Genomic DNA, 21,362 nt, shown 5'->3' on the forward strand with positions numbered 1-21,362 from the left:
TCGCACTGTCCTCGGCCCACCGGAAGACGACCTTCTCCGTCAGGGGCTTGTCTCCCCAGTGGCCTTCGAATCGGGTCAGGGTGATCGAGTCGCCCGACTTCCAGCCGGTCAGTTCGTACGCCCGGAGCAGGCGTCGCCCTGGCCCGGGGTGCCGAAGTCCCCGCCCGCCTGCTCGACCTGCTCGCGGTTGTAGACGAGCCCGGCGTCACCGGCCAGCGCCTGGGTGAACAGGGCGTCGGGCTGCTCGAACCTGATGGTGATCTCGCGGTCGCCGGTCTTGGCCATGCCGCTGACGCTCTCGAACTCGTCGGACTGCTCCATCTCCGGCTCGGCGTGGCGCCGCAGGCTGTGGAGGACGTCGTCGGCGGTCATCGTCGAACCGTCGTGGAAGGTGACGCCGTCCCGCAGCGTCAGCACAAGGGTCTTCGCGTCGGGTCTGGTCTCCTTCTCGACCAGGGAGGGGCGGACCGACATGTCGGGCTGGAGCTGGTAGAGGCGCTCGCACACATTGCTGAGCACGGTGCGGCCCGCGCTGCCGCCCTGGGTGTCGAGGTCCAGGACTCGGGCTCGTCCTCCAACAGCCAGTTCACGGAGGCTACGGCGCCCGAGGCCTCGGCGGTGGTGGGCGTGAGGTCGAGCTTCGAGACGTCGACGCCTGCGGCGCCCTGCGACGCACCGGTGTCGGCGCCGCTGCACGCGGCGGTGAGGGTCAACGCCCCGGCGAGGCCGATGGCGGCGAGAGGTGACTTGAACTTCATGGCGGGGCTCCTGGGCGCGGAAAGGGGGAGGCGGGGAGCGTCGGCATGTGGGGAGGGCCGCTGCGGGGGGAAGTCAGTGGATATCGGCGTCAGTTGGGCGAGTGGGGGCCGTCGTAGAGGTTCCAGGGCAGGTGCTGGTACTCGCGGTCGCAGGGCGTCCCGGCGGTGACGTGGTAGTCGCCGGCGGTGAGGTCCACCAGGAGCAGAATCGGCGGGGGCGCTCCGGGAAGCCCTCCTGGCGGAGGATCTCGTGGCCGAGGATTCCATGGCGGATGTAGTCGCCGTGATCGAGTCGGCCGGCATGGTCGTAGAGCCGGTACACGCCGATGTCGTGGAGCAGCGCGCCCGCACGCACGAGGGCCGGGTCGAGTTGGAGGACAGTGCGAGCCATGAGCTGCTCCGCGATGCGGCAGATGATCTCGCAGTGGGTGTACACGAGGTCGAGAGCCTCACGCGTCGGCGCGTACTTCTCGTGCAGGGCCCGCGCCTCTGAAATCGTCGGCAGCATCACCGCGGCAGCGTAATAACCGATGGCTCCGGGGCGAGGCCGTTCAGCACAGTTGGGACATGACGACTTCCCACGCCGCGTTCATGCCCGGCATCGAGCTGTCCAAGGTCCTGTATGAGGAGGCGGTGCGGCCGATTCTCCGGGGCTTGTTTCCCGGATTGCGGTACGCGGCGGCTCGGGTCGGCGCCGGTTCCGAGGTGCTGGGGTTCGACACTCCGCGGTCCGCGGACCATGAGTGGGGCCGCGGCTGGAGCTCTTCCTGACAGCCGAGGACCGCGCCGAGCACGGTGATTCCATCCGTCGCGTCCTGTCCGAGCGGCTGCCGAAGCAAGTGCGCGGCTGGCCCACGCACTTCCAGGAGATCGACGACCCGCTGGACCGGGTCGGCCGCATGCGGCCGACCGACGGTCCGGTCAACCATCGCGTGGACGTGCACGACGTCGACGACTGGCTCACCACTCGCCTCGGACTGCGCCAGTACGACGGGGAACTGAGCGCACGTGACTGGCTGACGATGTCGCAGCAACGGCTCGCCGAGACCACCGGTGGCGCGGTGTTCCACGACGAGCTCGGCACGCTCACCGACGCTCGGCGCAGGCTGGCCTGGTACCCGGAGCAGGTGTGGCGACACCTGTTGGCGTGCCAGTGGCTGCGCATCTCGGAGGAGGAGGCGTTCGTGGGGCGCTGCGCGGAGGTCGGTGACGACATCGGTTCGGCCGTCGTGGCCGCCCGCCTCGTACGGCACCTGATGCGCCTGTGCCTGCTGCTGGAACGCGAGTACGCCCCGTACGGCAAATGGCTCGGCAGTGCGTTCAGTCGACTGCCTGCGGCCGCGTCGCTCACCCCGGCATTCCGCGGTGCTCTCGCGGCGACGGACTACCCGACCAGGGAAGCCCACCTCTGTGACGCCTACGAGGCGGTCGCCGCCCTGCAGAACGCCTCCGGACTCATCACGCCGATCGACCCGACCCGCCGCTCCTACCACTCGCGCCCCTACCTGGTCCTCCACGCCGAACGCTTCGCTCAAGCCCTGGCGGTGACCATCACGGACCCGGACCTGCGTACCCTGCCGCACCTCCTCGACGGCCCGGCCCCGACCCTCGGCCCCCGAGGGCAAAGAACCGGCCGTGGCAGGTGAACTGTCCTGCGAAAACGGGTACTTACTCGTGCGTCAGGTGGTATTGACGTCCCGCCTGGTCATTGGGACGGTAGGGGACATGTCGAATGTGGCGGACATGTCAAGATTGCGCACACGTCTGCTCGGTGTCCTCGTACTCGTCACCGGCTTCCTGACCACGGCGGGCCCCACCCAGCCCGCCTCCGCTCTCACTGACGAACTCTGGTTCGACGCCCAGGCCGCTGCCACCCTCACCGTCGAGGGCGGCCGCTTCAAGGACGGACTCGGCCGCGAGGTCGTCCTGCGTGGCTACAACGTCTCCGGCGAGACGAAGCTCAAGGAGAACAACGGTCTTCCCTTCGCCTCGGTCGCCGACGCCAAGAAGTCGGCGACCGCGCTGAGGGCACTCGGCGGCGGCAACTCCGTCCGCTTCCTGCTGTCCTGGGCGTACGCGGAACCGGTGCGCGGGCAGGTGGACACCGAGTACCTCGCGGCGGCCACGGCGCAGATGGGCGCCTTCCTGGACGCCGGGATCCGGGTCTACCCCGACTTCCACCAGGACCTCTACTCCCGCTGGCTGTTCGACTCGGACAGCTGGTACACCGGCGACGGTGCCCCCAAGTGGGCCGTCGACCTCGGCGACTACCCCGACGAGTACTGCGGCATCTGCCCGTTCTGGGGCCAGAACATCACCTCCAACGCGGCCGTGACGGAGTCGACGTACGACTTCTGGCACAACACCTACGGGCTCCAGAACTCCTTCCTGGACACCGCCCAGAAGACGATGACGCACATGAAGTCGAACCTCACCGCGGCCCAGTTCCAGGGCGTCGTCGGCTTCGACCCGTGGAACGAGCCGCATCCCGGGATCCTCGACTCGGGGCAGACCAGCAGGACGTGGGAGAAGGACGTCCTGTGGCCGTTCTACGTCAAGTTCCGCTCCCGGATGGACGCGGCGGGCTGGCAGAGCAAACCCGCCTTCGTCGAGCCGAACCTCTTCTGGAACGCCAACCTCGACTTCCAGAAGCAGGAGGGCGGACTCCTCGACGCGGGCACGATCGGACCGCGGTTCGTCTTCAACACCCACTTCTACGACCAGAAGGCGATCTCCGGCGTCTTCATGTGGGGCAAGGCGGAGGATGGCCAGTACGTGACCGACTTCGGTACCGTCCGCGACCGGGCCACGGCTGGCGGCACGGCCGCGATCATCAGTGAGTTCGGGCACCCGCTCAGCGGCTCGGTCTCCGACAAGGCGCCCACGGTCTACAAGGCCATGTACCAGGCGCTCGACTCCCGGGTGAAGGGCGCCGACTGGTGGGCCGAACCGGCCACCTCCGGCCCGGTCCTCTCCGGCTCCCAGTGGCAGTGGGACATCTACAATGGCCGCCACAACGAGCTGATGAACGACAACCCCGACAAGGTGCAGGTCGAGGGCGACGCCTGGAACGGCGAGGATCTCTCCGCCGTACGCCTCGACGACTCCGGTACGGCCGTGCTCCGCCAGGACGCCCGGATGCTCGACCGGATCTACCCGAGCGCCACCGCGGGCAGCGCCGTCGCCTTCACCTACGAGGACCGTTCGCGCGACGGCTCCACGACGCTGACATGGAACCCCGTGCCCAGCTCACTGCCGAACGTCTCCTCGCTCGTCGGCTCGGGCCAGTACGCCCTGCTGGTCTGGCGCTCGGACGGCAGCACCGAACCGACGGAACTGCACCTCCCGGCGTCCTTCCCCACCGCGTCCGCGACGGTGGTGTCCGACCTCGGGGTGACGGCCGCCCCGCCGGCGTACACCACGTCGACGCCCATCGCCGCCGCGAAGGAACCGGGCGGCACCGGCAGCCGCCGGCTGCTGCTCACCGCCGCCGACTCGGGCAAGCTGCACTACGCCCTGGTCACCAACGGCGCGACAACCCCGTCCGCCGCGCGGTTGAGCGCGGCACGGACGGAGCTGTCGGGGTGGCTGGCCTCCGAGTTCAACTAGTCAGTCGGAGGGTCCGGTCCAGTCGGCGGGCACCTGCGCCAGCCGTACCCGCTGGGGGTGGTCGCCGACCGGGACGGACACGATCTTCTTGCCGGTGGCGAAGTCGATCGCCGTGACCTGGTCGGTGCCGCTCTCGGAGACCACGCAGGACTTGCCGTCACCGCTGACGGTCGCCCAGTACGGCTTGGAGGCGGTGACGAGCGGGCCCTCCTGGAGCGTGCTGCGGTTCACCACGGTCGCGTAGTCGTCCATCGTGCCCGCCACGCACAGCTTGCTGCCGTCGGGGCTCATCGAGAGTCCATGATGGCGGGAGTCGTTGACGAACGTGGTGCGGTCGTCGCTGGTCGCGGGGTTCTTCGGCAGGGTCTTGGTGCGGGTGATCTTGTCGGTGGCGATGTCGTACTCGAAGAAGCCGTGGAAGAACGACACCTGGAAGTACAGCTTCGTCTCGTCGGGGGAGAACACGGCGGGCCGGACCGCGTCCGAGTAGTCGTTGAGCCCGATCGCGTTGAGCCGGTCCCGCATGTCGATGACCTTGACCTGCTGGAACGTGTTCGCGTCGACGACCGTGATCTTGCGGTCGCCCTTCGTCCAGTCCAGCCAGGTCGCGTCGGTCTGGGTGTTCACATCACCGATCGCCATGTTCCAGATGTACTTGCCGTCGCTGGTGAAGATGTTCTCGTGCGGCTTGTCGCCCGTGCCGAACGAACCGACCTGCCGGCCGGTCTCGATGTCCAGCACATGCACGGTGTTCGCGGTCGAGGCGGAGACCGCCACCCGCTTGCCGTCGGGGGAGACCGCCATGTGGTCGGAGCGGTAACCCGACACGGGGAAGCGCCAGTTGATGTCCCCGGTGGCCAGGTCGATCGAGACCACATCGGCGAAGCTCGGGCGGGAGACGACCATCGACGAGCCGTCCGGCGTGGAGTACATGTCGTCCACGAACTGGTCGTGACCCTCCCCCACGCTGTTGCGGATCGTCATGAACGCGATCCACCTGATCGGATCGGCGTTGATCTCCGCCATCCGCGCGTCCTTGTCCGGGATGACATTGATCCGGCCGATCTTCGCGAAGTCGCCCGACGACTTGATGACGTCCGCGGTGCCGTCCCAGTTGTTGCCCACGAACATCACCTCCCGCAGATCGGCCGCGGCGGTCGCCGGGGTGGCGGTCGCGGCGGCGGAGGCGGTCAGCGCGAGCGCGGCGGCGACGGCACCGAGGTGCCAGGTTCTGCGGCGGGGGGCGGGGGAGAGGGGCATGTCGGTTCCTCCTGCGCGGGGGCGGAGTCTGAACACCTCGGTGTTCAGAGCATACTTACTGGAAAGTAAGGAACAGGCGCGCTTCACCACAAGACCAGGGACACGACAAAATCAACAGACGACCCAACGGGTCGTCAACGGTCAGGGCTCATCAGTTGGATCAGCGAATCGTAGTGAACCTGTGGCAGATTGTGACGCGCACGCCCGGTGCCCAGGCGACGTCGGGCACCCTCCTCGGCATGGCCTCACGGCCTGGCCGACCAGCGTCCGGAGGGACGTGCCACGCGGGCTGATGACTCCGGTCTACAGCACCAGGGCACGAAGGCGATTGACTCAAGCCGCTGAACAACGCTCAGTCCCGCTAAGTCAATCAGAGACGCTGAAACAGCCCACCGGCCGTTACGGGGGCTGGTTCGCCGTGGCGGGACCGCCCTGACCGGTCTCGCCACGGTGGACAGGCAGCCGATCGCCCAACGGGCCACCGCCGCGTTCCGCGCCTACGCCGCCAACGTGACGGGCGATCCGCGCCGACTGCGCATCACCTTCACCGAGATCATCGGCGTCAGCCCCCGCCTGGAGCGCCAGCGCCTCGAACGCCGTTCCCGCTGGGTCGCTCATCTGCGCCGAGGCCGCCGCGGCCGCCGAACGCGGCGAAGCCGTCCCCCGCGACTACCGCCTCGCCGCCACCGCCTTCATCGGCAGCGTCAACGGCCTCCTCCACGACTGGCAGGCCGGCTACGTCGACGCGGCCCTCGACGAGGTGGTCGACGAACTCGTCCACCTGCTGCTCGGGATACTGCGCCCGGCGGGCTGGCGTCCTGAGCAGGGGTGAGGCAGCACACCGCCATCAGGGGAACCGGTTCACCGCCGTAAGGACGGCCGGTTCGTCGCCGTCAGGAGAGTTCGTTCACCGCTTTCAGGACCGGGGCCACCCCGTCCTCCGCCCGCAGTTCCTCGGCCAGGGCACGCGCCCGGTGGCCGTACGACGGGTCGCCGGTCGCTCGGCGCAGGCCCGCCGTCAGCGCCGTCGCGGTGAAGCCACGCAGGGGTACGGCGCCGGGGGACACACCGAGGGTGACCAGGCGGGCGGCCCAGAAGGCCTCGTCGAACTGGACGGGGACGGGTACGGCCGGGACACCGGCGCGCAGGCCGGCCGCCGTGGTGCCGGCGCCCGCGTGGTGGACCACCGCGGCCATCCTGGGGAAGAGCAGGGAGTGCGGCACCTCGCCCACCGTGAACATGTCGTCGCCCTCGCCGCGCAGTTCGCCCCAGCCCCGCTGGATCACCCCGCGCAGCCCGGCCGCCCGCAGCGCCCGTACGACCTCGGCGCTCATCCGCTCGGGATCGGGCACGGTGGCGCTGCCCAGGCCCACGAAGACCGGGGGAGGCCCGGCGTCGAGGAAGTCCAGCAACGGGGAGGGGAGCTCGTCCTCGCGGTCGTACGGCCACCAGTACCCGGTGACGTCCAGCCCCGCCCGCCAGTCGCCGGGCCTCGGCACCACCCGGGGGCTGTAGCCGTGGAACACCGGCCAGCCCCGTCGCTCCCGGGCCCGCCGGGCGGCGACCGGGCCGGTGCGCGGGAGCCCGTATGCGGCGCGCAGCCTTCGCATCTCCTCCGTGAAGATCCACTCCACGGACAGGTTCACCGCGTGCCCGGCCGCCCGGTTCAGGACGGGACCCCATGAGCGCACCCCGGTCATCGGCGGCGCGAACTCCCTTGTAGGCGCCAGGGGTTGGAGGTTCACCCCGAAGCTCGGAATCGACAGCCCCTCGGCGAGGGTGTGGCCGAACGGCGCGAGCGTGCCGGCCAGCAGCAGCACCTCACTGGCGCGGGCGGCGACCTCCAGATCGTGAGACATCCCCCCGACCAGGCTCCGGGCCATGCTCACCGCCCGCAGCAGCTTCCCGGCCCCGGTCGTGCTCCGGTGCAACTCCCGCCCGCGCTCCGACTCCAGCTCCGCCCGCGGATCCACCGGCAGGGAGCGGAACGCGACCCCCGACCCCGCCACGAGAGGCTCGAAGCGGGCGTGCGTCACCAGGGTCACCTCGTGCCCGGCCCGCACCAGCCCATGTCCCAGCCCCGTGTACGGGGCCACGTCGCCCCGGGATCCCGCCGTCATGATCGCTACCCGCACGCGGGCCAGTATGGCGGCGAAGCCGTGCCGGGTCCGGCGAACGGACGGCGATGACCCGAAAGAGCCCCTGGCCGACCGTAGGATGACCGATCGGTACGACGGGGGGAGTCGAGCGGTGACGGTGACGTACGCGCGGAGCGAGGTACTCCAGGGGCTGGCCCTGAACAAGGCCGCGAGCAGCGAGGTTCTGCTGCGGCTGCTGCACCCGGAGGCGAAGGCCGCCTGGCGGTGGCTGTGCAACCGGGCCGGGTTGCCCGCCGCCGTCGTCGACGCGCTCGTCACCCACCCCGACTGGCGGGTGCGTGGCGAGTTCGCCCAGAGCCAGGGGGCCGCCCCGGAGAACCGGGCCCGGCTCGTGGACGACCCCGAACGCAGGGTGCGGGCGGAACTGGCCTACGGGCCGCAGCCGTACCGCAGGCCGGCCGAACCCCTGCCCGACGAGACGTACGCACGGCTGCTGTCCGCGCCCGACCGGGTCGTACGGGAGACCGCGGCCCAGTCGGCGAGCATTCCCGACCGTGTCCTCGTCGCGTACGCCGATCATGAGGACCCCTGGGTACGCAAGGCCGTGTGCCGGGCCTGGGACGCCCTGGAACCGACCGCACGCGAGGCATTGCTCGCCGACCCCGACGCCGCCGTGCGCCGGGCGGCGGACCGGCAGGCCTGCCGCACCGACGAGCTCCGCACCGACCAAGTCCTCGCCCTCGTCGAGGACTTCGAGCGCCGGGACGTGATCGCGGAGGCCCGGCTGCCCCGCGCCACCGCCGAACGTCTCATGGACCTCGACGACTCCTACCTCAGGGAGGCGCTGGCCGGTAACCCGTCGCTGCCGCCCGACTTGGTGGCACGGCTCGCCGTGGATCCCGAGCGCGAGGTACGACGGGCGGTGTCGGCGCGTCCCGAGCTGACGGAGGAACAGCGGGCGGCCATCGACTACACCGTCGAGCGCTCGGCCGGTCTCGGCCCGCTCGGCTGGGTCCTGGCACTCGACGGAGACTCGGACGCCCTGCGTGCCTGTACGGCCTCCGCCCACCGCTGGCTGCGCCGGAGCGCGGCCGTCCACCCGGCGCTCCCGGCCGACCTCGTCGAACTGCTCGTGCGGGACGAGGACTTCGTGGTCCGGCTGATGGTCTGCGAGAGGCAGCCGAACGTGCCGGCGGACGCGCTGCTGCGTACGGTCCTGGAATGGGACGGCTACACGAGCCACGACATGCTGCGCATGCCGCAGTTCCCGAGGAAGGGTCTCGCCCGGTACGCGGACGATCCCAGCCCGTTCCTGCGGCGGCTTGCCCTGCACGACCCCGACGCGCCGCCGGAGCTGATCGAACGCCTCAGCCGTGACGAGTCGGCGTCGGTCCAGCGGGCGGCGGCGGGCGACGCCCGGCTGTCACGGGCCCGTATCGAGGAGTTCCTGCGGGACCCGTGGCCGGCCATGGAGGCGGCGTCCAACCCCGCCCTCACCGAGGCCGACATGCACCGCCTGCTCGACGAACTGGGCGTGCCCGCCTGACGGTTGCTACTCGTCCCAGGCCTGGACCAGGGTCTGGTCGACGATCTTGCCGTCCCGCAGCGAGATCATCGAACTCGCCAGTACCCGCACCCCGTCGGGGTACTCGCAGGACTCGGTGTAGGCGACATGGTCGCCCTGGACGACGCACTGCTCCAGCTTGTGCCTCATGTCCCGGCTGCAGACCTCTTCGAGCATCTCGCCGATCTCGGCCCGCCCGTGCAGGACCTTGGGGTGGCTGGGCTGGGTGTTGCGGTCCACGACGCGCATCTCAGCGTCGTCCGCGTAGAGCGACAGCAGTGTCGCCGCGTTCGCCTGTTCCGTGCCCCGGCGCAGCGTTTCGGTGTCGAAGGCGGGGCTTGCCGCGGTGCCCATGGGTGACCTCCTTCATCCTCTCCTTCGAGGCTCCTCCGCCGTACGGGACCCGGCAAACGCAGCCGACCGGACAGGGCGGGGCCCTTGACATTCCCCGGCGCCCGGACAGAACATCACGGGACAGTAACGTGAATGGAATTTCACTTTACGAACAAACGTGAACATTCGTTGTGTTTCTCCCGCGTACCCCGCGTACAAGTCGTCGATACGTAATCCGAGGAAGCCGCACCATGGCCATAGCCCGTGACCTGTTGATCGGTGGCAAGGACGTGCCCGCCACGTCCGGCCGCACCGCCGAAGACCTCGACCCGTACACCGGGGAGGTGTACGCGACCGTCGCGGCGGCAGGTCCCAAGGACGTCCGGCGGGCCGTGGACGCCGCCGACGCGGCGTTCGAGGAGTGGGCGGCGCTCGCCCCCTTCGCCCGGCGCGCGATCTTCTTCAAGGCCGCCGATCTGCTGGAGGGGCGGGGCGAGCAGGTCGCCGAGATCATGGCACGCGAGGCGGGCGGCACCCGGCCCTGGGCGCTGTTCAACGTGATGCTGGCGGCCAACATCCTGCGCGAGGCGGCGGCCGCGATCACCGCGCCGCGCGGTGAGGTGCTCAGCAGCCAGGAACAGGGCGCGCTGGGCCTCGCGGTGCGCGAACCGCTGGGCGTGGTGGCCGCGTTCGCCCCCTGGAACGCGCCCGTCATCCTCGGCGTACGCGCCGTGGCGGCACCGCTCGCCGCGGGCAACACCGTCGTCGTCAAGCCCAGCGAGGACGCGCCCATCGCCTGCGGGCTGCTCGTCGCGGACGTGTTCCGGGAGGCGGGGCTGCCGGAGGGCGTGCTGAACGTGGTCACCAACGACCGTGCGGACGCGGCGGAGATCGCCGAGGCGCTGGTCTCGGACCCGCGGGTGCGGGCGGTGAACTTCACCGGTTCCACCGGCGTCGGACGGATCATCAGCGAGCACGCGGGACGTCATCTCAAGCCCGCCGTACTGGAGTTGGGTGGCAAGAACGCGGTCATCGTGCTCGACGACGCGGATGTGGACTACGCGGTCGACGCCGTCACCTTCAGCGTCTTCATGAACTCCGGGCAGATTTGCATGTCCGGCGACCGGATCCTCGTCCACGAGTCGCTGGCCGAGGAGTTCACGCAGAAGTTCACCGCCAAGGTCTCCGCGCTGCAGTCGGGCGACCCGAACGACCCGCACACGGTGGTCGGGCCGCTGGTCAGCGCCTCGGCCGCCGAGCGGATCGCGGCCCTGGTGAAGGACGCCGTCGCCAAGGGCGCAACTGTGCTCACCGGGGGCGGCCGGCCGGAGGGCGCCGTGCACCCGGCGACCGTGCTCACGAACGTCCCCAAGGACGCCGACCTCTACTACACGGAGTCCTTCGGCCCGCTCTGCGTCCTGGAGACGTTCGCCGCCGACGACACCGCCGTGGAGATCGCGAACGACACCGACAACGGCCTGACCTGCGGCATCATCACCGAGAACGCCACCCACGGTCTGGCCGTCGCGCGCCGGATCCGCACCGGGATCGTGCACATCAACGACCAGTCCGTGGCCGACGAACCGCAGGCCCCCTTCGGCGGCGTGAAGGCCTCCGGCTACGGGCGGTTCGGCGGCCGCTGGGGCATCGAGGCATTCTCGAACACCCGCTGGGTGACCATCGCCACCCAGCAGGCGCACTACCCCTTCTGATCGCCGTTCTGATCGGATGGATCGGACGCCAGGAACTGTGTGGCCGCCAACTCCGCGTACAGCGGGTCGGCGGCCACCAGTTCGCGGTGGGTGCCGACCGCGCGGACGCGTCCGGCGTCCATGACGACGATGCGGTCGGCCATCGTCACCGTGGACAGCCGGTGGGCGACGACCAGCACCGTGGTCGTACGGGCCACATCGGCGACGGTGTCCCGCAGCGCCGCCTCGTTCACCGCGTCCAGCTGACTGGTCGCCTCGTCGAGCAGCAGCAGTCGCGGGCGGCGCAGCAGGGCCCGGGCGATCGCGACGCGCTGACGCTCACCGCCGGAGAGCTTGGTGCCCCGATGGCCGACCAGGGTCTCCAGCCCCTGGGGGAGCCCCGCGACCAGACCGTCGAGCCGGGTCGTCTTCAGCACGCGGGTGATGCCGTCCTCGCCGGCCTCCGGGTTGCCCAGCAGCAGGTTGTCGCGCAGGGAGCCGGACAGCACGGGCGCGTCCTGCTCCACGTATCCGATCGCCGACCGCAGTTGGGCGAGTTCCCACTCGGTGACATCGCGGCCGTCGACCGTGATGACGCCCGCCTCGGGGTCGTAGAACCGCTCGATGAGCGAGAAGACCGTGGTCTTGCCCGCGCCCGAGGGCCCCACGAACGCCGTCATGCCGCGGGCCGGCACCTCGAAGGTCACCCCGTGGTGGACGTACGGAAGGTCGTCGGCGTAGCGGAAGCGGACGTCGTCGAAGGCCAGGGCGGCGGGCTCCGCGTCGGGCGCCGGCAGCGGCGCGGGCCGGGCGGCCGACTCGGCGGGCAGACGCAGCGCCTCCTGGATGCGGGCGAGCGCGGCGGCGCCGGTCTGGTACTGGGTGATCGCGCCCACGACCTGCTGGATGGGCGACATCAGATAGAAGACGTACAGCAGGAACGCCACCAGCGTGCCCACGTCGATCGCGCCGGTCGCGACCCGGGCGCCGCCCACCGCCAGGACGGTGATGAAGGCCATCTGCATGGCCAGCCCTGCCGTGTTGCCCGCGGCCGCCGACCACTTGGCGGCCCGTACGCTCTGCCGCCACGACTCCTTGGCCGCCGCGTGGATCGTCTCCTCCTCGCGGTGCTCGGCACCGGACGCCTTGACCGTGCGCAGCGCGCCGAGGATCCGCTCCAGCGAGGCGCCCATCGCGCCGACCGCGTCCTGCGCGGCACGGCTCGCCCGGTTGATGCGCGGCACGATCACCCCGAACACCGTGCCCGCTACGAGGATCACGCCGAGGGTGACGATCAGCAGCACCGGGTCGACCAGACCCATCAGCACCACCGTCGCGACCAGCGTGAGCCCACCGGTGCCGAGGCCCACGAGCGTGTCGGTGGTCACCTCGCGCAGCAGGGTGGTGTCGGAGGTTATTCGCGCCATCAGGTCGCCCGGTTCGCTGCGGTCGACCGCCGTGATGCGCAGCCGCAGCAGATACGACGACAGCGTGCGCCGCGCGCCGAGCACCACCGACTCCGCCGTGCGCCGCAGTACGTACGAACCCAGCGCGCCCAACGCCGCGTTGCCGACGACCAGCACCGACATCAGGACCAGGGCCCAGGTGATGGCCCGGTCGTGCGAGAGGTCGTCGATGAGCTCCCGGGCCACCAGGGGCAGGGCGAGCCCGGTCGCCCCGGTGACGAGGGACAGCAGCGCGCCCAGCAGAAGTGCCCAACGGTGGGGCCGTACATAGCCGAGCAGCAGCCGCCAGGTGGGCTGCTGCTCGGTTCCGCTCTCAGTTGTGCTCACAGGGCTCCTCGGCAGATCCGTCGGGGAGTGGGGACCGGGCGCGGAGCTTCAGGGTACGTCGGCGGTGAGCGGCACCGGGAACGCCTTTCAACCGCCCAGTAGGGACCCCCAGTCCCGGGTGAGGGAGCGGACGGCCGGGGTCCTGCCGTCGGCGCCCGGGTACTCGTCGATCATCCTGGTCAGGACCTCGCCGGGGCCCAGTTCGAGGCAGGTGTCCAACTCGTCGCGGCGCAGCAGGTCCACCACGTCCGAGAACCGCACCTGGTCCCGCAACTCCCGTACCCAGAAGTCCGGTTCGGTGGCCTCCGCCTCGACCGGCTTCGCCGTGATGTCGGAGATCAGCGAGGTGTGCGGGGCCCGCAGGTCCATGGTCCGCAGGGCGCGGCGGAACCCGTCCAGCAGAGAATCGAGGTGCGGCGAGTGCGCGGCCACGTCCACGCGGAGCACCCGGGTCCGGCGACCGCGGGCCGCCCATCGCTCGGCGAGGGCCATCACGGCGTCCCGGTCGCCCGAGACCACCAGCGCCCGGGGGCCGTTGACCGCCGCGACCACCACACCGGCCTCCGGTACCAGCTCCTGAGGTGTGGCCTCCACGGCCGCCATCGCCCCCGGCGTCGACAGGGCGCCCATCAGCCGGGACAGCGTGCCCACCGCACGACAGGCGTCCGTCAGGGAGAAGACACCGGCGACATGGGCCGCGGCCATCCGCCCGGCCGAGTATCCGAACAGCACATCGGGCTTCAGACCCCGGCTCTCCAGAAGCCGGTACTGCGCGACCTGGAGCGCGAAGATCGCGGGGTTGCCGAAGACGATCCGGTCGAGCAGCGAGGCCGTACGCGTACCCGCCTCGGCGAACATCACGTCCCGCAACGGCACGTCGAGATACGGGTCCAGCGCCGCGCACACCTCGTCGAGAGCCGCCGCGAACACCGGGAACGCGTCGTACGCGTCACGCCCCATGCCCGGTTGCTGGGAGCCGCCGCCCGAGAACAGGAAGGCCGTCCGGCCGAGTTCGGGCGTGCTCACGCCTGACGACCCCTCCGTCGACGGCTCGGGCCGGGACAACATGTCCGCCGACGCGCTCACCCGCGCGATGCCTCCGCCCGCGTCCGTACCCGTCAGGCGCTCCACGACCTCCCGCGCCGACGCGCACACCACGATCCGCTCCAGGTCCCCGGGGTGCAGGAAGCCCTCGTCGCGGACGTGCCGGAGGAAAGCGAGCAGCGGCCGGTAGAAGCCGTACGGGTCGAGGAGGAGACAGGGCTTGCGATGGATACGCATCTGCGCCCAGGCCAGCGCCTCGAACAGCTCCTCCGCCGTTCCCAGACCGCCGGGGAGCGCCACGAAGGCATCCCCCAACTCGGCCATGCGCGCCTTGCGTTCGTGGATGTCGGCCACCACCCGCAGTTCGGTGAGCCCGCTGCGGGCGATCTCGTATGGCAGCATGCGGCGCGGGATCACCCCCGTCACCTCACCCCCGGCGGCCAGGGCGGCGTCCGCGACCGCGCCCATGAGCCCAGTGCGGGCACCGCCGTAGACCAGGCGGAGCCCGGCCCCGGCGAGTGCGTCGCCCAGTTCCGCGGCGGTACGCAGATGCTCCGGGCGGTGTCCCGACGAGGCACCGCAGAACACGGTCACGCCCGTCACCGCCACAGCCCGTACCCCCGGGTGAGGATGCCGTGCGGGTCGTACCGGACCTTGGCCCCGGCCAGAGCGTCGAACGCGTCGCCGAAGTGGACCCGCCAGTCGTCGGGGGACATGGGCAGCGCGCTGGACGGGTGCATGACACCTCCGAGTGTCCGGGTGCGTTCGTACACCTCCTGGTTGGCGGCCACCAACCGCCGTACGCCCTCCGGGTCCTGGGGCAACGCGGTACGCATCAGGGAGAGCAGGCAGAGGTGTTCGCCGGCGGGCCTGCGCAGCAGCGGGGCGCGCAGGGTGGCACCGGTGAGCGGGCGGAGCTGGACCGCTCCACAGGTGCGCAACCCCTGCTGGGGCCCGTCGGCGAGCACGGCCGGGACGAAGGACGCCACCGCCTCCTCAGGCAGCAGCAGCGTGAGCCACGGGTGCGGGCGGTTCCACTCGCCCGTGACCCGCAGGATCCGCTCGTCGCGGTCGAGGCGGCACACATACTCCCCGTACGAGAGGTCCTCGATCTCCTGGGTGTCGGGGTCGTGGGCCAGGTCGCCGATCAACCGGGCGTCATCGAGTGCGAGTCGGCCCGAGTGCGGGGCCACGGCCTCGATGACGTGGTCCCAGCTGCCGCCGATCGCGGGCCGGGCCTGCCCGGAGACATGGCTGAAGCGGTCGTCGTGCGAGAGAGCGCGCTGATCGGCGACATAGGCGGCGGGATCGTCGTAGTACAGGCGGTAGCGGCGTACGAGCGGCGGGGCGGGCACCAGGCGGAGCGTGGCCCGGACGATCAGCGCGCACTGGCCGAGGCCCGCGAGGACCGCGTGGAACAGGCCCCGGTTCCGGTCGTGGGAGCAGGTGACCGCCTCGCCCGTGCCCGTGACGACGTCCAGCTCACGCACCTGGTCGGCGACCAGACCGTACCGGTGGCTGGAGCCGCCGAAGCCGCCGGTGGTGAGCACTCCGCCGACGCTGCCGCCGAGGTGGTCGGGCAGTACGGGCGGGGTGAGACCCTCGGCGAGGGCGGCGCGCACGACATCGCTCCACAGCGCACCGGCCCCGGCGACCAGGACCCGCTCGCCGGGTAAGCATCGCACCTCGTTCAGCGCGCCCATGTCGATGACGCAGCCGCCGTCCACCTGCCCCTGCCCGTACAGCGCGTAGCCGCCGCCGCGCGCGGAGACCGGCAGCCCTCGTGGACCGGCAAGGGCGAGGATGTCCTGGATCTCGGCGGGGGACCGGGGGGTGAGTACACTCATCGGCCGACTCGTGACGATATGGCCGAAATCGTCCGAGGCCTGCGCGAGTTTCTCGCCGAAGGCGTCCGACGGGGCAACGAATTCGAGGATTCCTGTCATGCCGCACGCTCCAGTGCGCCCAGGTGGAATCGGGATGTGCGTATTCGGTTATCGAAAATTTCGGTGAATATCTGATGCTGCAGAATTCCATGCTCGGCATGGCGCTCGGCTATCAACGCGGACATACGCGCCAGGATGCGCTCGGGAAGATTCCGCTTGTGGAGGGTCGCCACGTCCAGTGAATATTTTGCGCAGCATTCCAGAACAGCCTCGAAACCGTTGACGGAAGCCGCGAAGTAGCGCTGGTGCGGATCTTGCCAGATCGTGGCCAGCTCGGCGAGCAGACCCCGCTCGGGAGGCGGCGGGGCGAGCATCGTCCGGGCCCGGCGGGTCAGCGCGGCGACGTACTCCTCCCGGTCGGGGAGTGGCATCAGCTGTACGGTCAGCCGCCAGGGCAGCGCGGCACGGCGTGCGGACAGCTCGCGCAGCAGTGAGATGGAACCGCCCTCGACGATCACGAGACCGCGCCGGGCGGTCAGCCGCTCGACCAGTGTGACCAGCGTGTCCGTCGCGGCGGTCGCGGACAGGTCGCCGTCGGCCACGGTCCGGTCGCCCAGCCAGTACCGCTGTACGTCCGGCACCTCGGCACCCGCGCGGGCGCTCGCGGTGGCCAGGTCCGTGAAGCACTGCAGTCGGTCGGCCACCACCACGGGAGCGCCGGTCTCCCGGGCCAGCTCCGTGGCCGCCGCGCTCTTCCCGACGCCGGTCGGCCCCGCGATGAGATGGACGAGAGGTGATGCCTCGGCTTGCGTTTTGCTGTCGGCCATGGCTGGTGCCGCCTCCTGGGTCTGGAGCTCTGCACGACGAAGTTGATCAACCTCAAGTTACGCAGGACCGGTTGTCTTGGACACCAGCATTACGCCTTGGAGCGGCAAAGAGATGCCCATATTGTTCAAAGCTTGGATTCCGTCGTCCGGAGCGCCGGGTTCCGGGGTGCCGAGCGCGATATGAGAGAGGGGGCGAGGGTTTTCCGTCCCCTGTTTCCATGGTGTTTCTCATGTTTCTTGCTTTTGCGCGAACCGCTCGCAGAAGGGCTTTCCCATGCAGACCGACATGCTGCTCGCCGTTGCCGAGACCGTCCCGGAGCCGAGAGGGGAGAGGGGCGACCGGGATGCCGGTGCGGTCGGTGCCGTACTGGTCGGGTACGGAGCCGTGGACGAGCTGAACCGGTACGCCGCCACACCCGGCTGGACCGTGCACGTCCCCGGCCACCCCGAAGAGGTGCGCCGTGCGATCACGGGCGCCAGGGCCCGTGGCGAACGCGCGTACGTCCATGTCTCCGCCCGCTCCAACACCGACCCGCGGGACGCGACGGCCGGCTTCCAGCTCGTCCGGCCGGGAACCGAGGGTGTCGTCCTCGCCGTGGGCCCAGCCCTCGATCCCGTCCTGACCGCCACGGCCGGACTGGACCTGGCCGTGCTCTACGCCACCACCGTCCGCCCTTTCGACGAGATCGGCCTGCGCACCGCCGTACTCGCCGCCGACCACGCCGACGTGATTCTGGTCGAGCCCTGCCCCCCCCGGCGCCTCGGCCCGTCATGTCGCCGAGACGCTCGTCCATGTCCCGCACCGACTGCTGGCGCTCGGTGACGCGGACGGCCTGGACGAGAACGGAATCGCCCGGGCCGTACGGGACTTCATGCGCTGACAGAAGGAAGCGCGCGAGGGAGGAGGGGCGAGGCCGCCGGAAACGCGGGCGGCCGACGCCCCTGTCTCGCGTCGTTCCTCGGCTATCGCCTCCCGGCCGCCGCGAGCCTCGCGAGCGTGGCGTCGAAGTCCGCGGGGCGCGGGCGGTTGTGCGGCAGCTTCCCCAACAGCACCGCCATGCCACAGGTATTGGTGAGGGCCGAGAATACGAGACCGCCCGCTATCCCCGCCGAGAGCAACTGCCAGGCCGGGTGCAGCAGGCCGAGGCCCAGCCCGGCGAGGACGAGCGCACCGGCGGTGAACCGCACCTGCCGCTCCATCGCCCAGGTGGCCCGCGCGCCCCCGGCCGGGCGGTGCAGTTCGTGACCGGCGGCCGCCCAGGCGCTCGTACCGCCGGTGAGCGTGGCCGCCGCGATGCCGTGCTCGGCGAGCAGCGCGCACGCCTTCTCGGACCGGGCCCCCGACGCGCACACGACCAGCAGCTCGGCGGCGGACTCCGTGGGCTCCTTCAGCGCGGGCAGCGCGCGCTCCAACCGGTCGAGGGGAACGTTCAGGGCGCCGGGCAGATGCCCGGAGGCGTATTCGCCGGGCGTACGGACATCGACGACGGTCAGCCGCGGCAGCCGCTCGCGGGCCTGCTGGGTGTCGAGGGGGCGGGGGGTGAGGGGAGTGGTCATGGTGTGCTGTGATCCTTTCGGGAGGGGTCCGCGTGGGCGGGGGCGGTAACATACCCCCAAGGGTATGTAGAGGAGTGGGTGGCAGTGGAGCTGCAGTTCGAAGGTGATGAGCTCAAGTCGGTGCTGAACCGGCTGCGTCGGGCGCAGGGGCAGATCTCCGGAGTGATCAAGATGATCGAGGAGGGGCGTGACTGCGAGGACGTCGTCACCCAGCTCGCGGCTGCCTCGCGCGCCCTCGACCGGGCGGGCTTCGCGATCATCGCCACCGGCTTGCAGCAGTGCCTCACCGACACCGAGAAGAACGAGCGGAACGGGGAGAGCACGGAGCAGATGCGGGCCCGACTGGAGAAGCTGTTCCTGTCGCTGGCGTGAGGTGAGTGGGGGAGGCCGCGCCTGCCGGTGGTGCGGGGTCACACGACCGCGTCCACCAGCATGAACGCGGCCACCGCCAGCAGCACCCAGGCGAAGATCCGCCGGAGGGTGTCTCCGGAGACCTTGCCGGCCAGCCGCTTGCCGTCCCAGGCGCCGAGGATCGCGGCCCCGGCGAACGGGGCGACGACCGCCCAGTCGAGGCTTTCGGCGGCGCCCGCCCGGGCGGCCAGCGCGGCCAGCGAGTTCACCGTGATGACGAGCAGGCTGGTGCCCACGGCGTCGCGCATGCGCAGCCCCACCACGTTCACCAGGGCCGGTACGGCGAGGAAACCGCCGCCCACCCCGAGAACACCGGTGACCGCGCCGAGCCCGGCCCCGGACAGGGCGACCCGGCTCGTCCGTACGGTCGACTCCTCCCGCCGCGTGGCCGAGGGCCGCAGCATCCGGTACGCGGCCAGCCCCGCCACCACCGCGAAGGCCCCGGTCAGCAAGGCGGGCGGCAGACCCGCGGACAGTGTGCCGCCCAGCATCGCGGGCGCCAGACCTGCCGCCGCGAACAGGGCCCCACCACGCCATCGGACGGTCCCCGCCCGGGTGTGCGCGGCCAGCGCGGTCGCCGACGTGACCGTGACGATCACCAGGCTCGCCGCCGTCGCCGCGGCCGGGGTGAAACCGAGCAGATAGATCAGCGCGGGCACCGCGAGCACACTGCCCCCACCGCCCAGCGCACCGAGCGACAGCCCGATCACGCCCCCGGCGAGCAGGGCGAGAACGAGAGTGCTCACGCCGCCGGGCCACCGGTCGTCCCGGGTGAGGCCTCGGTGACCACGGGCAGCCCCGCTTCCGCCCACGCCAGCATGCCCCCGCTGACGTCCACCACGTCCGCGCCGCGGGCCCGGAGCAGGGTGGCGGCCGCCTGGGAACGCCGGCCGGAGCGGCAGATCGCGACGAGGGGGCGGTGCCGGGCGTGCCGGGGCAGGGGAGCCCCGGCCGTGAGCGCGGACAACGGGGTGTGCACCGCGGCCGGAGCATGCCCGGCCGACCACTCCTCCGCCTCACGGACATCGAGGAGTACGGCGTCGCCGTCCGTGCCGGTGCGTTCATGGGCCCGGACCGGGGTGATGCGCGCCATGGGCAGCCCGGCCTCGGCCGCGGACGCGAAGCCGTCGTCCACGGCCACCACGTTCCGCCCGGCCGCGTCGAGCAGCGAGGCGGCGATGCCGGCCCGCATTCCGCCGGCGCAGTGCACCCACACCGTGCCGTCGGGTATCTCGTCGAGCCGGTCGCGCAGCCGGTGCACCGGGATGTGAGTCGACCCCGCGACATGCCCCGCCGCCGCACGCTCGGAGTCGCGCCGGACGTCGAGGACGACCACTCCGTCGCCGTCGCCGTCGCCGTACGCCTTCGCCAGGTCGGCGAACGTGCCGCGCCGGAAGGAGCGCGGTCGCTCGCCCTCGCGCAGCCAGTCGACGGGTGAGCCGGTCGTCGCCGCGGCCGGGCGGTCGATGCCGACCCGCACCAACTCGCGCTGGGCATCGGCGAGTTGCTCCGGTGACTCGGCGAGCAGCGTCACCGGCTTGCCCCACGGCAGCAGCCAGGCAAGATATGTGGCGAGCTGCCCGTCCGCCTCGAAGTTCAACGCCCCGGCCACATGGCCCTCGGCGAATGCGACCCGGTTGCGCAGGTCCACGACCCACTCACCCGCCGCCAGCCGTGCGGCGATCTCCTCGGCGTCCGCCGGGGCCGGCGGGGTCAGGTCCACCGGGGCGGGCCCCTGCGCGTTGGCGGGTCCCATGTGCGCGTAGTACGCCGGTACGTCGTCGAGCGCGGCCAGCAGCTCGGCGACGAACGTCTCCACGTCCTTGACCAGGGCTTCGTTGGTGACCCGCTCGTGCCCGACGGTCGTGGCGTCGCCCGCCGGCCGCCCGGCGGAACAGAAGCTGCCGAAGCCGTGCGTCGGCAGGACCCGGGTGTCGTCCGGCAGCGTCTCGGCCAGGCGGTGCGCCGAGGCATGCTGGGCGCGGGCCAGCTCATCGGTCAGCCGGGGCTCGACGAGATCCGGGCGCCCGACCGTGCCGATGAGCAGGGAGCCACCGGTGAACGCGGCCACCGCACGGCCGCCCTCCTGAAGGACGTACGCGGTGTGGTGCGGGGTGTGCCCTGGGGTGGCTACGGCGCGCAGCGTCAGATCCGCGTCGAGCTCCACGGTGTCGCCGTCGTGCACCGGCACCCGCTCGTAGGCGACCCGCGCCCCGGCGGGCACCAGGTAGGCGGCACCGGTCAGCCGGGCGAGCTCCAGGCCGCCGGTGACGTAGTCGTTGTGGACGTGCGTCTCCACGACGTACGCGATCCGCACGTCCCGCCGGGCCGCGGCCGTGATCATCCGGTCGATGTCCCGCGGTGGATCGACCGCCACGGCGCCGCGCGGGCCGCCCGCCAGATAGCTGCGGTTGCCCAGCCCCGGCACCTCGATGGTGTCGACGAAGTACACGGCGGCACTCCTCTCCTAGTTCGAATCGTTCGAATCGTTCGAAGCCTGAGAACCCGTCCCGGGGTCACATGGCGAAAA

The 21,362-nt window shown here is 71.1% G+C and carries 16 protein-coding genes and 4 pseudogenes; 7 read left to right on the forward strand and 13 right to left on the reverse strand.

The genetic code is table 11. The annotated features are described in order from the left end of the window. Positions 1 to 108: 108 nt before the first annotated feature. Together F3T56_RS50160 and F3T56_RS27560 are read right to left on the reverse strand one after the other, a co-directional pair. The gene (locus tag F3T56_RS50160; protein ID WP_425473631.1) at positions 109 to 519 is read right to left on the reverse strand and encodes an ABC transporter substrate-binding protein; all 411 of its coding nucleotides are present in this window, start codon (positions 517 to 519) and stop codon (positions 109 to 111) included. Between the two features lie 429 nt (positions 520 to 948). After that, positions 949 to 1,269, reverse strand: a pseudogene (locus F3T56_RS27560) (HDIG domain-containing metalloprotein); the annotation flags it as partial. A 56-nt stretch (positions 1,270 to 1,325) separates the two neighbouring features. Here F3T56_RS27560 and F3T56_RS27565 point away from each other — a divergent pair. Together F3T56_RS27565 and F3T56_RS27570 are read left to right on the forward strand one after the other, a co-directional pair. Continuing rightward, a pseudogene (locus F3T56_RS27565) lies at positions 1,326 to 2,404 on the forward strand (DUF4037 domain-containing protein). A 97-nt stretch (positions 2,405 to 2,501) separates the two neighbouring features. Next, positions 2,502 to 4,367, forward strand: a complete 1,866-nt coding sequence (locus tag F3T56_RS27570; RefSeq protein ID WP_246203917.1) for a cellulase family glycosylhydrolase — start codon at positions 2,502 to 2,504, stop codon at positions 4,365 to 4,367. Here F3T56_RS27570 and F3T56_RS27575 read toward each other — a convergent pair whose 3' ends face one another. Continuing rightward, positions 4,368 to 5,627: a YncE family protein gene (locus F3T56_RS27575; RefSeq protein ID WP_149828066.1), complete on the reverse strand. Its 1,260-nt coding sequence runs from the start codon at positions 5,625 to 5,627 to the stop codon at positions 4,368 to 4,370. A gap of 432 nt (positions 5,628 to 6,059) precedes the next feature. Between F3T56_RS27575 and F3T56_RS48255 the strand changes: the two are divergent. Next, positions 6,060 to 6,459 (forward strand): annotated as a pseudogene (locus tag F3T56_RS48255) (TetR-type transcription factor C-terminal domain-containing protein); the annotation flags it as partial. 61 nt (positions 6,460 to 6,520) lie between these two features. Here the strand turns inward: F3T56_RS48255 and F3T56_RS27585 are convergent. Continuing rightward, positions 6,521 to 7,747 carry a glycosyltransferase gene (locus tag F3T56_RS27585; RefSeq protein ID WP_149828123.1) on the reverse strand — a complete coding sequence of 409 codons (1,227 nt, stop codon included), beginning with the start codon at positions 7,745 to 7,747 and terminating at the stop codon, positions 6,521 to 6,523. 130 nt (positions 7,748 to 7,877) lie between these two features. On the opposite strand from F3T56_RS27585, the gene F3T56_RS27590 reads away from it, so the two are divergent. Further along, positions 7,878 to 9,272 carry a hypothetical protein gene (locus F3T56_RS27590; RefSeq protein WP_246203919.1) on the forward strand — a complete coding sequence of 465 codons (1,395 nt, stop codon included), beginning with the start codon at positions 7,878 to 7,880 and terminating at the stop codon, positions 9,270 to 9,272. 6 nt (positions 9,273 to 9,278) lie between these two features. Here F3T56_RS27590 and F3T56_RS27595 read toward each other — a convergent pair whose 3' ends face one another. Then, on the reverse strand, positions 9,279 to 9,644 hold the full coding sequence (locus F3T56_RS27595; protein ID WP_149828067.1) for a nuclear transport factor 2 family protein: 366 nt from the start codon (positions 9,642 to 9,644) through the stop codon (positions 9,279 to 9,281). A gap of 230 nt (positions 9,645 to 9,874) precedes the next feature. Between F3T56_RS27595 and F3T56_RS27600 the strand changes: the two genes are divergently transcribed. Then, the gene (locus F3T56_RS27600) at positions 9,875 to 11,335 is read left to right on the forward strand and encodes an aldehyde dehydrogenase family protein (protein ID WP_149828068.1); all 1,461 of its coding nucleotides are present in this window, start codon (positions 9,875 to 9,877) and stop codon (positions 11,333 to 11,335) included. Here the strand turns inward: F3T56_RS27600 and F3T56_RS27605 are convergent. The 4 genes from F3T56_RS27605 to F3T56_RS27620 all read right to left on the reverse strand — a co-directional run bounded on the left by F3T56_RS27605 (position 11,323) and on the right by F3T56_RS27620 (position 16,864). Further along, positions 11,323 to 13,107, reverse strand: a complete 1,785-nt coding sequence (locus F3T56_RS27605; RefSeq protein ID WP_149828069.1) for an ABC transporter ATP-binding protein — start codon at positions 13,105 to 13,107, stop codon at positions 11,323 to 11,325. The genes F3T56_RS27600 and F3T56_RS27605 overlap by 13 nt on opposite strands. Before the next feature lie 87 nt (positions 13,108 to 13,194). Next, the gene (locus tag F3T56_RS27610) at positions 13,195 to 14,745 is read right to left on the reverse strand and encodes a TIGR00730 family Rossman fold protein (RefSeq protein ID WP_246203921.1); all 1,551 of its coding nucleotides are present in this window, start codon (positions 14,743 to 14,745) and stop codon (positions 13,195 to 13,197) included. A 5-nt stretch (positions 14,746 to 14,750) separates the two neighbouring features. After that, positions 14,751 to 15,998 (reverse strand): FAD-binding protein, encoded by a 1,248-nt coding sequence (locus F3T56_RS27615; RefSeq protein ID WP_246203922.1) that lies wholly within the window; start codon positions 15,996 to 15,998, stop codon positions 14,751 to 14,753. Between the two features lie 95 nt (positions 15,999 to 16,093). Continuing rightward, the gene (locus tag F3T56_RS27620) at positions 16,094 to 16,864 is read right to left on the reverse strand and encodes an isopentenyl transferase family protein (protein WP_149828072.1); all 771 of its coding nucleotides are present in this window, start codon (positions 16,862 to 16,864) and stop codon (positions 16,094 to 16,096) included. A 274-nt stretch (positions 16,865 to 17,138) separates the two neighbouring features. On the opposite strand from F3T56_RS27620, the gene F3T56_RS27625 reads away from it, so the two are divergent. Then, the gene (locus F3T56_RS27625; protein WP_246203924.1) at positions 17,139 to 17,687 is read left to right on the forward strand and encodes a transketolase; all 549 of its coding nucleotides are present in this window, start codon (positions 17,139 to 17,141) and stop codon (positions 17,685 to 17,687) included. A gap of 140 nt (positions 17,688 to 17,827) precedes the next feature. On the opposite strand, the gene F3T56_RS27630 is transcribed toward F3T56_RS27625, so the two are convergent. Beyond that, the gene (locus F3T56_RS27630; RefSeq protein WP_149828073.1) at positions 17,828 to 18,421 is read right to left on the reverse strand and encodes a rhodanese-like domain-containing protein; all 594 of its coding nucleotides are present in this window, start codon (positions 18,419 to 18,421) and stop codon (positions 17,828 to 17,830) included. 84 nt (positions 18,422 to 18,505) lie between these two features. Here F3T56_RS27630 and F3T56_RS27635 point away from each other — a divergent pair, with 84 nt between their 5' ends. Beyond that, entirely contained in the window at positions 18,506 to 18,793 is a 288-nt protein-coding gene (locus F3T56_RS27635; RefSeq protein WP_149828074.1) for a metal-sensitive transcriptional regulator, read from the forward strand. A gap of 38 nt (positions 18,794 to 18,831) precedes the next feature. Here F3T56_RS27635 and F3T56_RS27640 read toward each other — a convergent pair whose 3' ends face one another. From F3T56_RS27640 to F3T56_RS27645, 3 genes and pseudogenes are all read right to left on the reverse strand, one after another. Then, entirely contained in the window at positions 18,832 to 19,578 is a 747-nt protein-coding gene (locus tag F3T56_RS27640) for a sulfite exporter TauE/SafE family protein (protein WP_149828075.1), read from the reverse strand. Next, entirely contained in the window at positions 19,575 to 19,925 is a 351-nt protein-coding gene (locus F3T56_RS48260; RefSeq protein WP_246203930.1) for a rhodanese-like domain-containing protein, read from the reverse strand. The genes F3T56_RS27640 and F3T56_RS48260 overlap by 4 nt, the downstream gene beginning before the upstream one ends. Continuing rightward, a pseudogene (locus F3T56_RS27645) lies at positions 19,923 to 21,284 on the reverse strand (MBL fold metallo-hydrolase); the annotation flags it as partial. The gene F3T56_RS48260 and the pseudogene F3T56_RS27645, both read right to left, overlap by 3 nt. Positions 21,285 to 21,362 lie beyond the last annotated feature (78 nt).

The organism is Streptomyces tailanensis (assembly GCF_008386495.1).
GTDB lineage: Bacteria > Actinomycetota > Actinomycetes > Streptomycetales > Streptomycetaceae > Streptomyces > Streptomyces tailanensis.

Excerpts from the sequence above, each read along its gene's own strand:
- F3T56_RS27585 (WP_149828123.1), bottom strand. The coding sequence starts at position 7,747 with ATGACGGCGGGATCCCGGGGCGACGTGGCCCCGTACACGGGGCTGGGA.
- F3T56_RS27625 (WP_246203924.1), top strand. The coding sequence starts at position 17,139 with ATGCAGACCGACATGCTGCTCGCCGTTGCCGAGACCGTCCCGGAGCCG.
- F3T56_RS27630 (WP_149828073.1), bottom strand. The coding sequence starts at position 18,421 with ATGACCACTCCCCTCACCCCCCGCCCCCTCGACACCCAGCAGGCCCGC.
- F3T56_RS27595 (WP_149828067.1), bottom strand. The coding sequence starts at position 9,644 with ATGGGCACCGCGGCAAGCCCCGCCTTCGACACCGAAACGCTGCGCCGG.
- F3T56_RS27570 (WP_246203917.1), top strand. The coding sequence starts at position 2,502 with ATGTCAAGATTGCGCACACGTCTGCTCGGTGTCCTCGTACTCGTCACC.
- F3T56_RS27620 (WP_149828072.1), bottom strand. The coding sequence starts at position 16,864 with ATGGCCGACAGCAAAACGCAAGCCGAGGCATCACCTCTCGTCCATCTC.
- F3T56_RS27600 (WP_149828068.1), top strand. The coding sequence starts at position 9,875 with ATGGCCATAGCCCGTGACCTGTTGATCGGTGGCAAGGACGTGCCCGCC.
- F3T56_RS27575 (WP_149828066.1), bottom strand. The coding sequence starts at position 5,627 with ATGCCCCTCTCCCCCGCCCCCCGCCGCAGAACCTGGCACCTCGGTGCC.
- F3T56_RS48260 (WP_246203930.1), bottom strand. The coding sequence starts at position 19,925 with ATGGCGCGCATCACCCCGGTCCGGGCCCATGAACGCACCGGCACGGAC.
- F3T56_RS27615 (WP_246203922.1), bottom strand. The coding sequence starts at position 15,998 with ATGAGTGTACTCACCCCCCGGTCCCCCGCCGAGATCCAGGACATCCTC.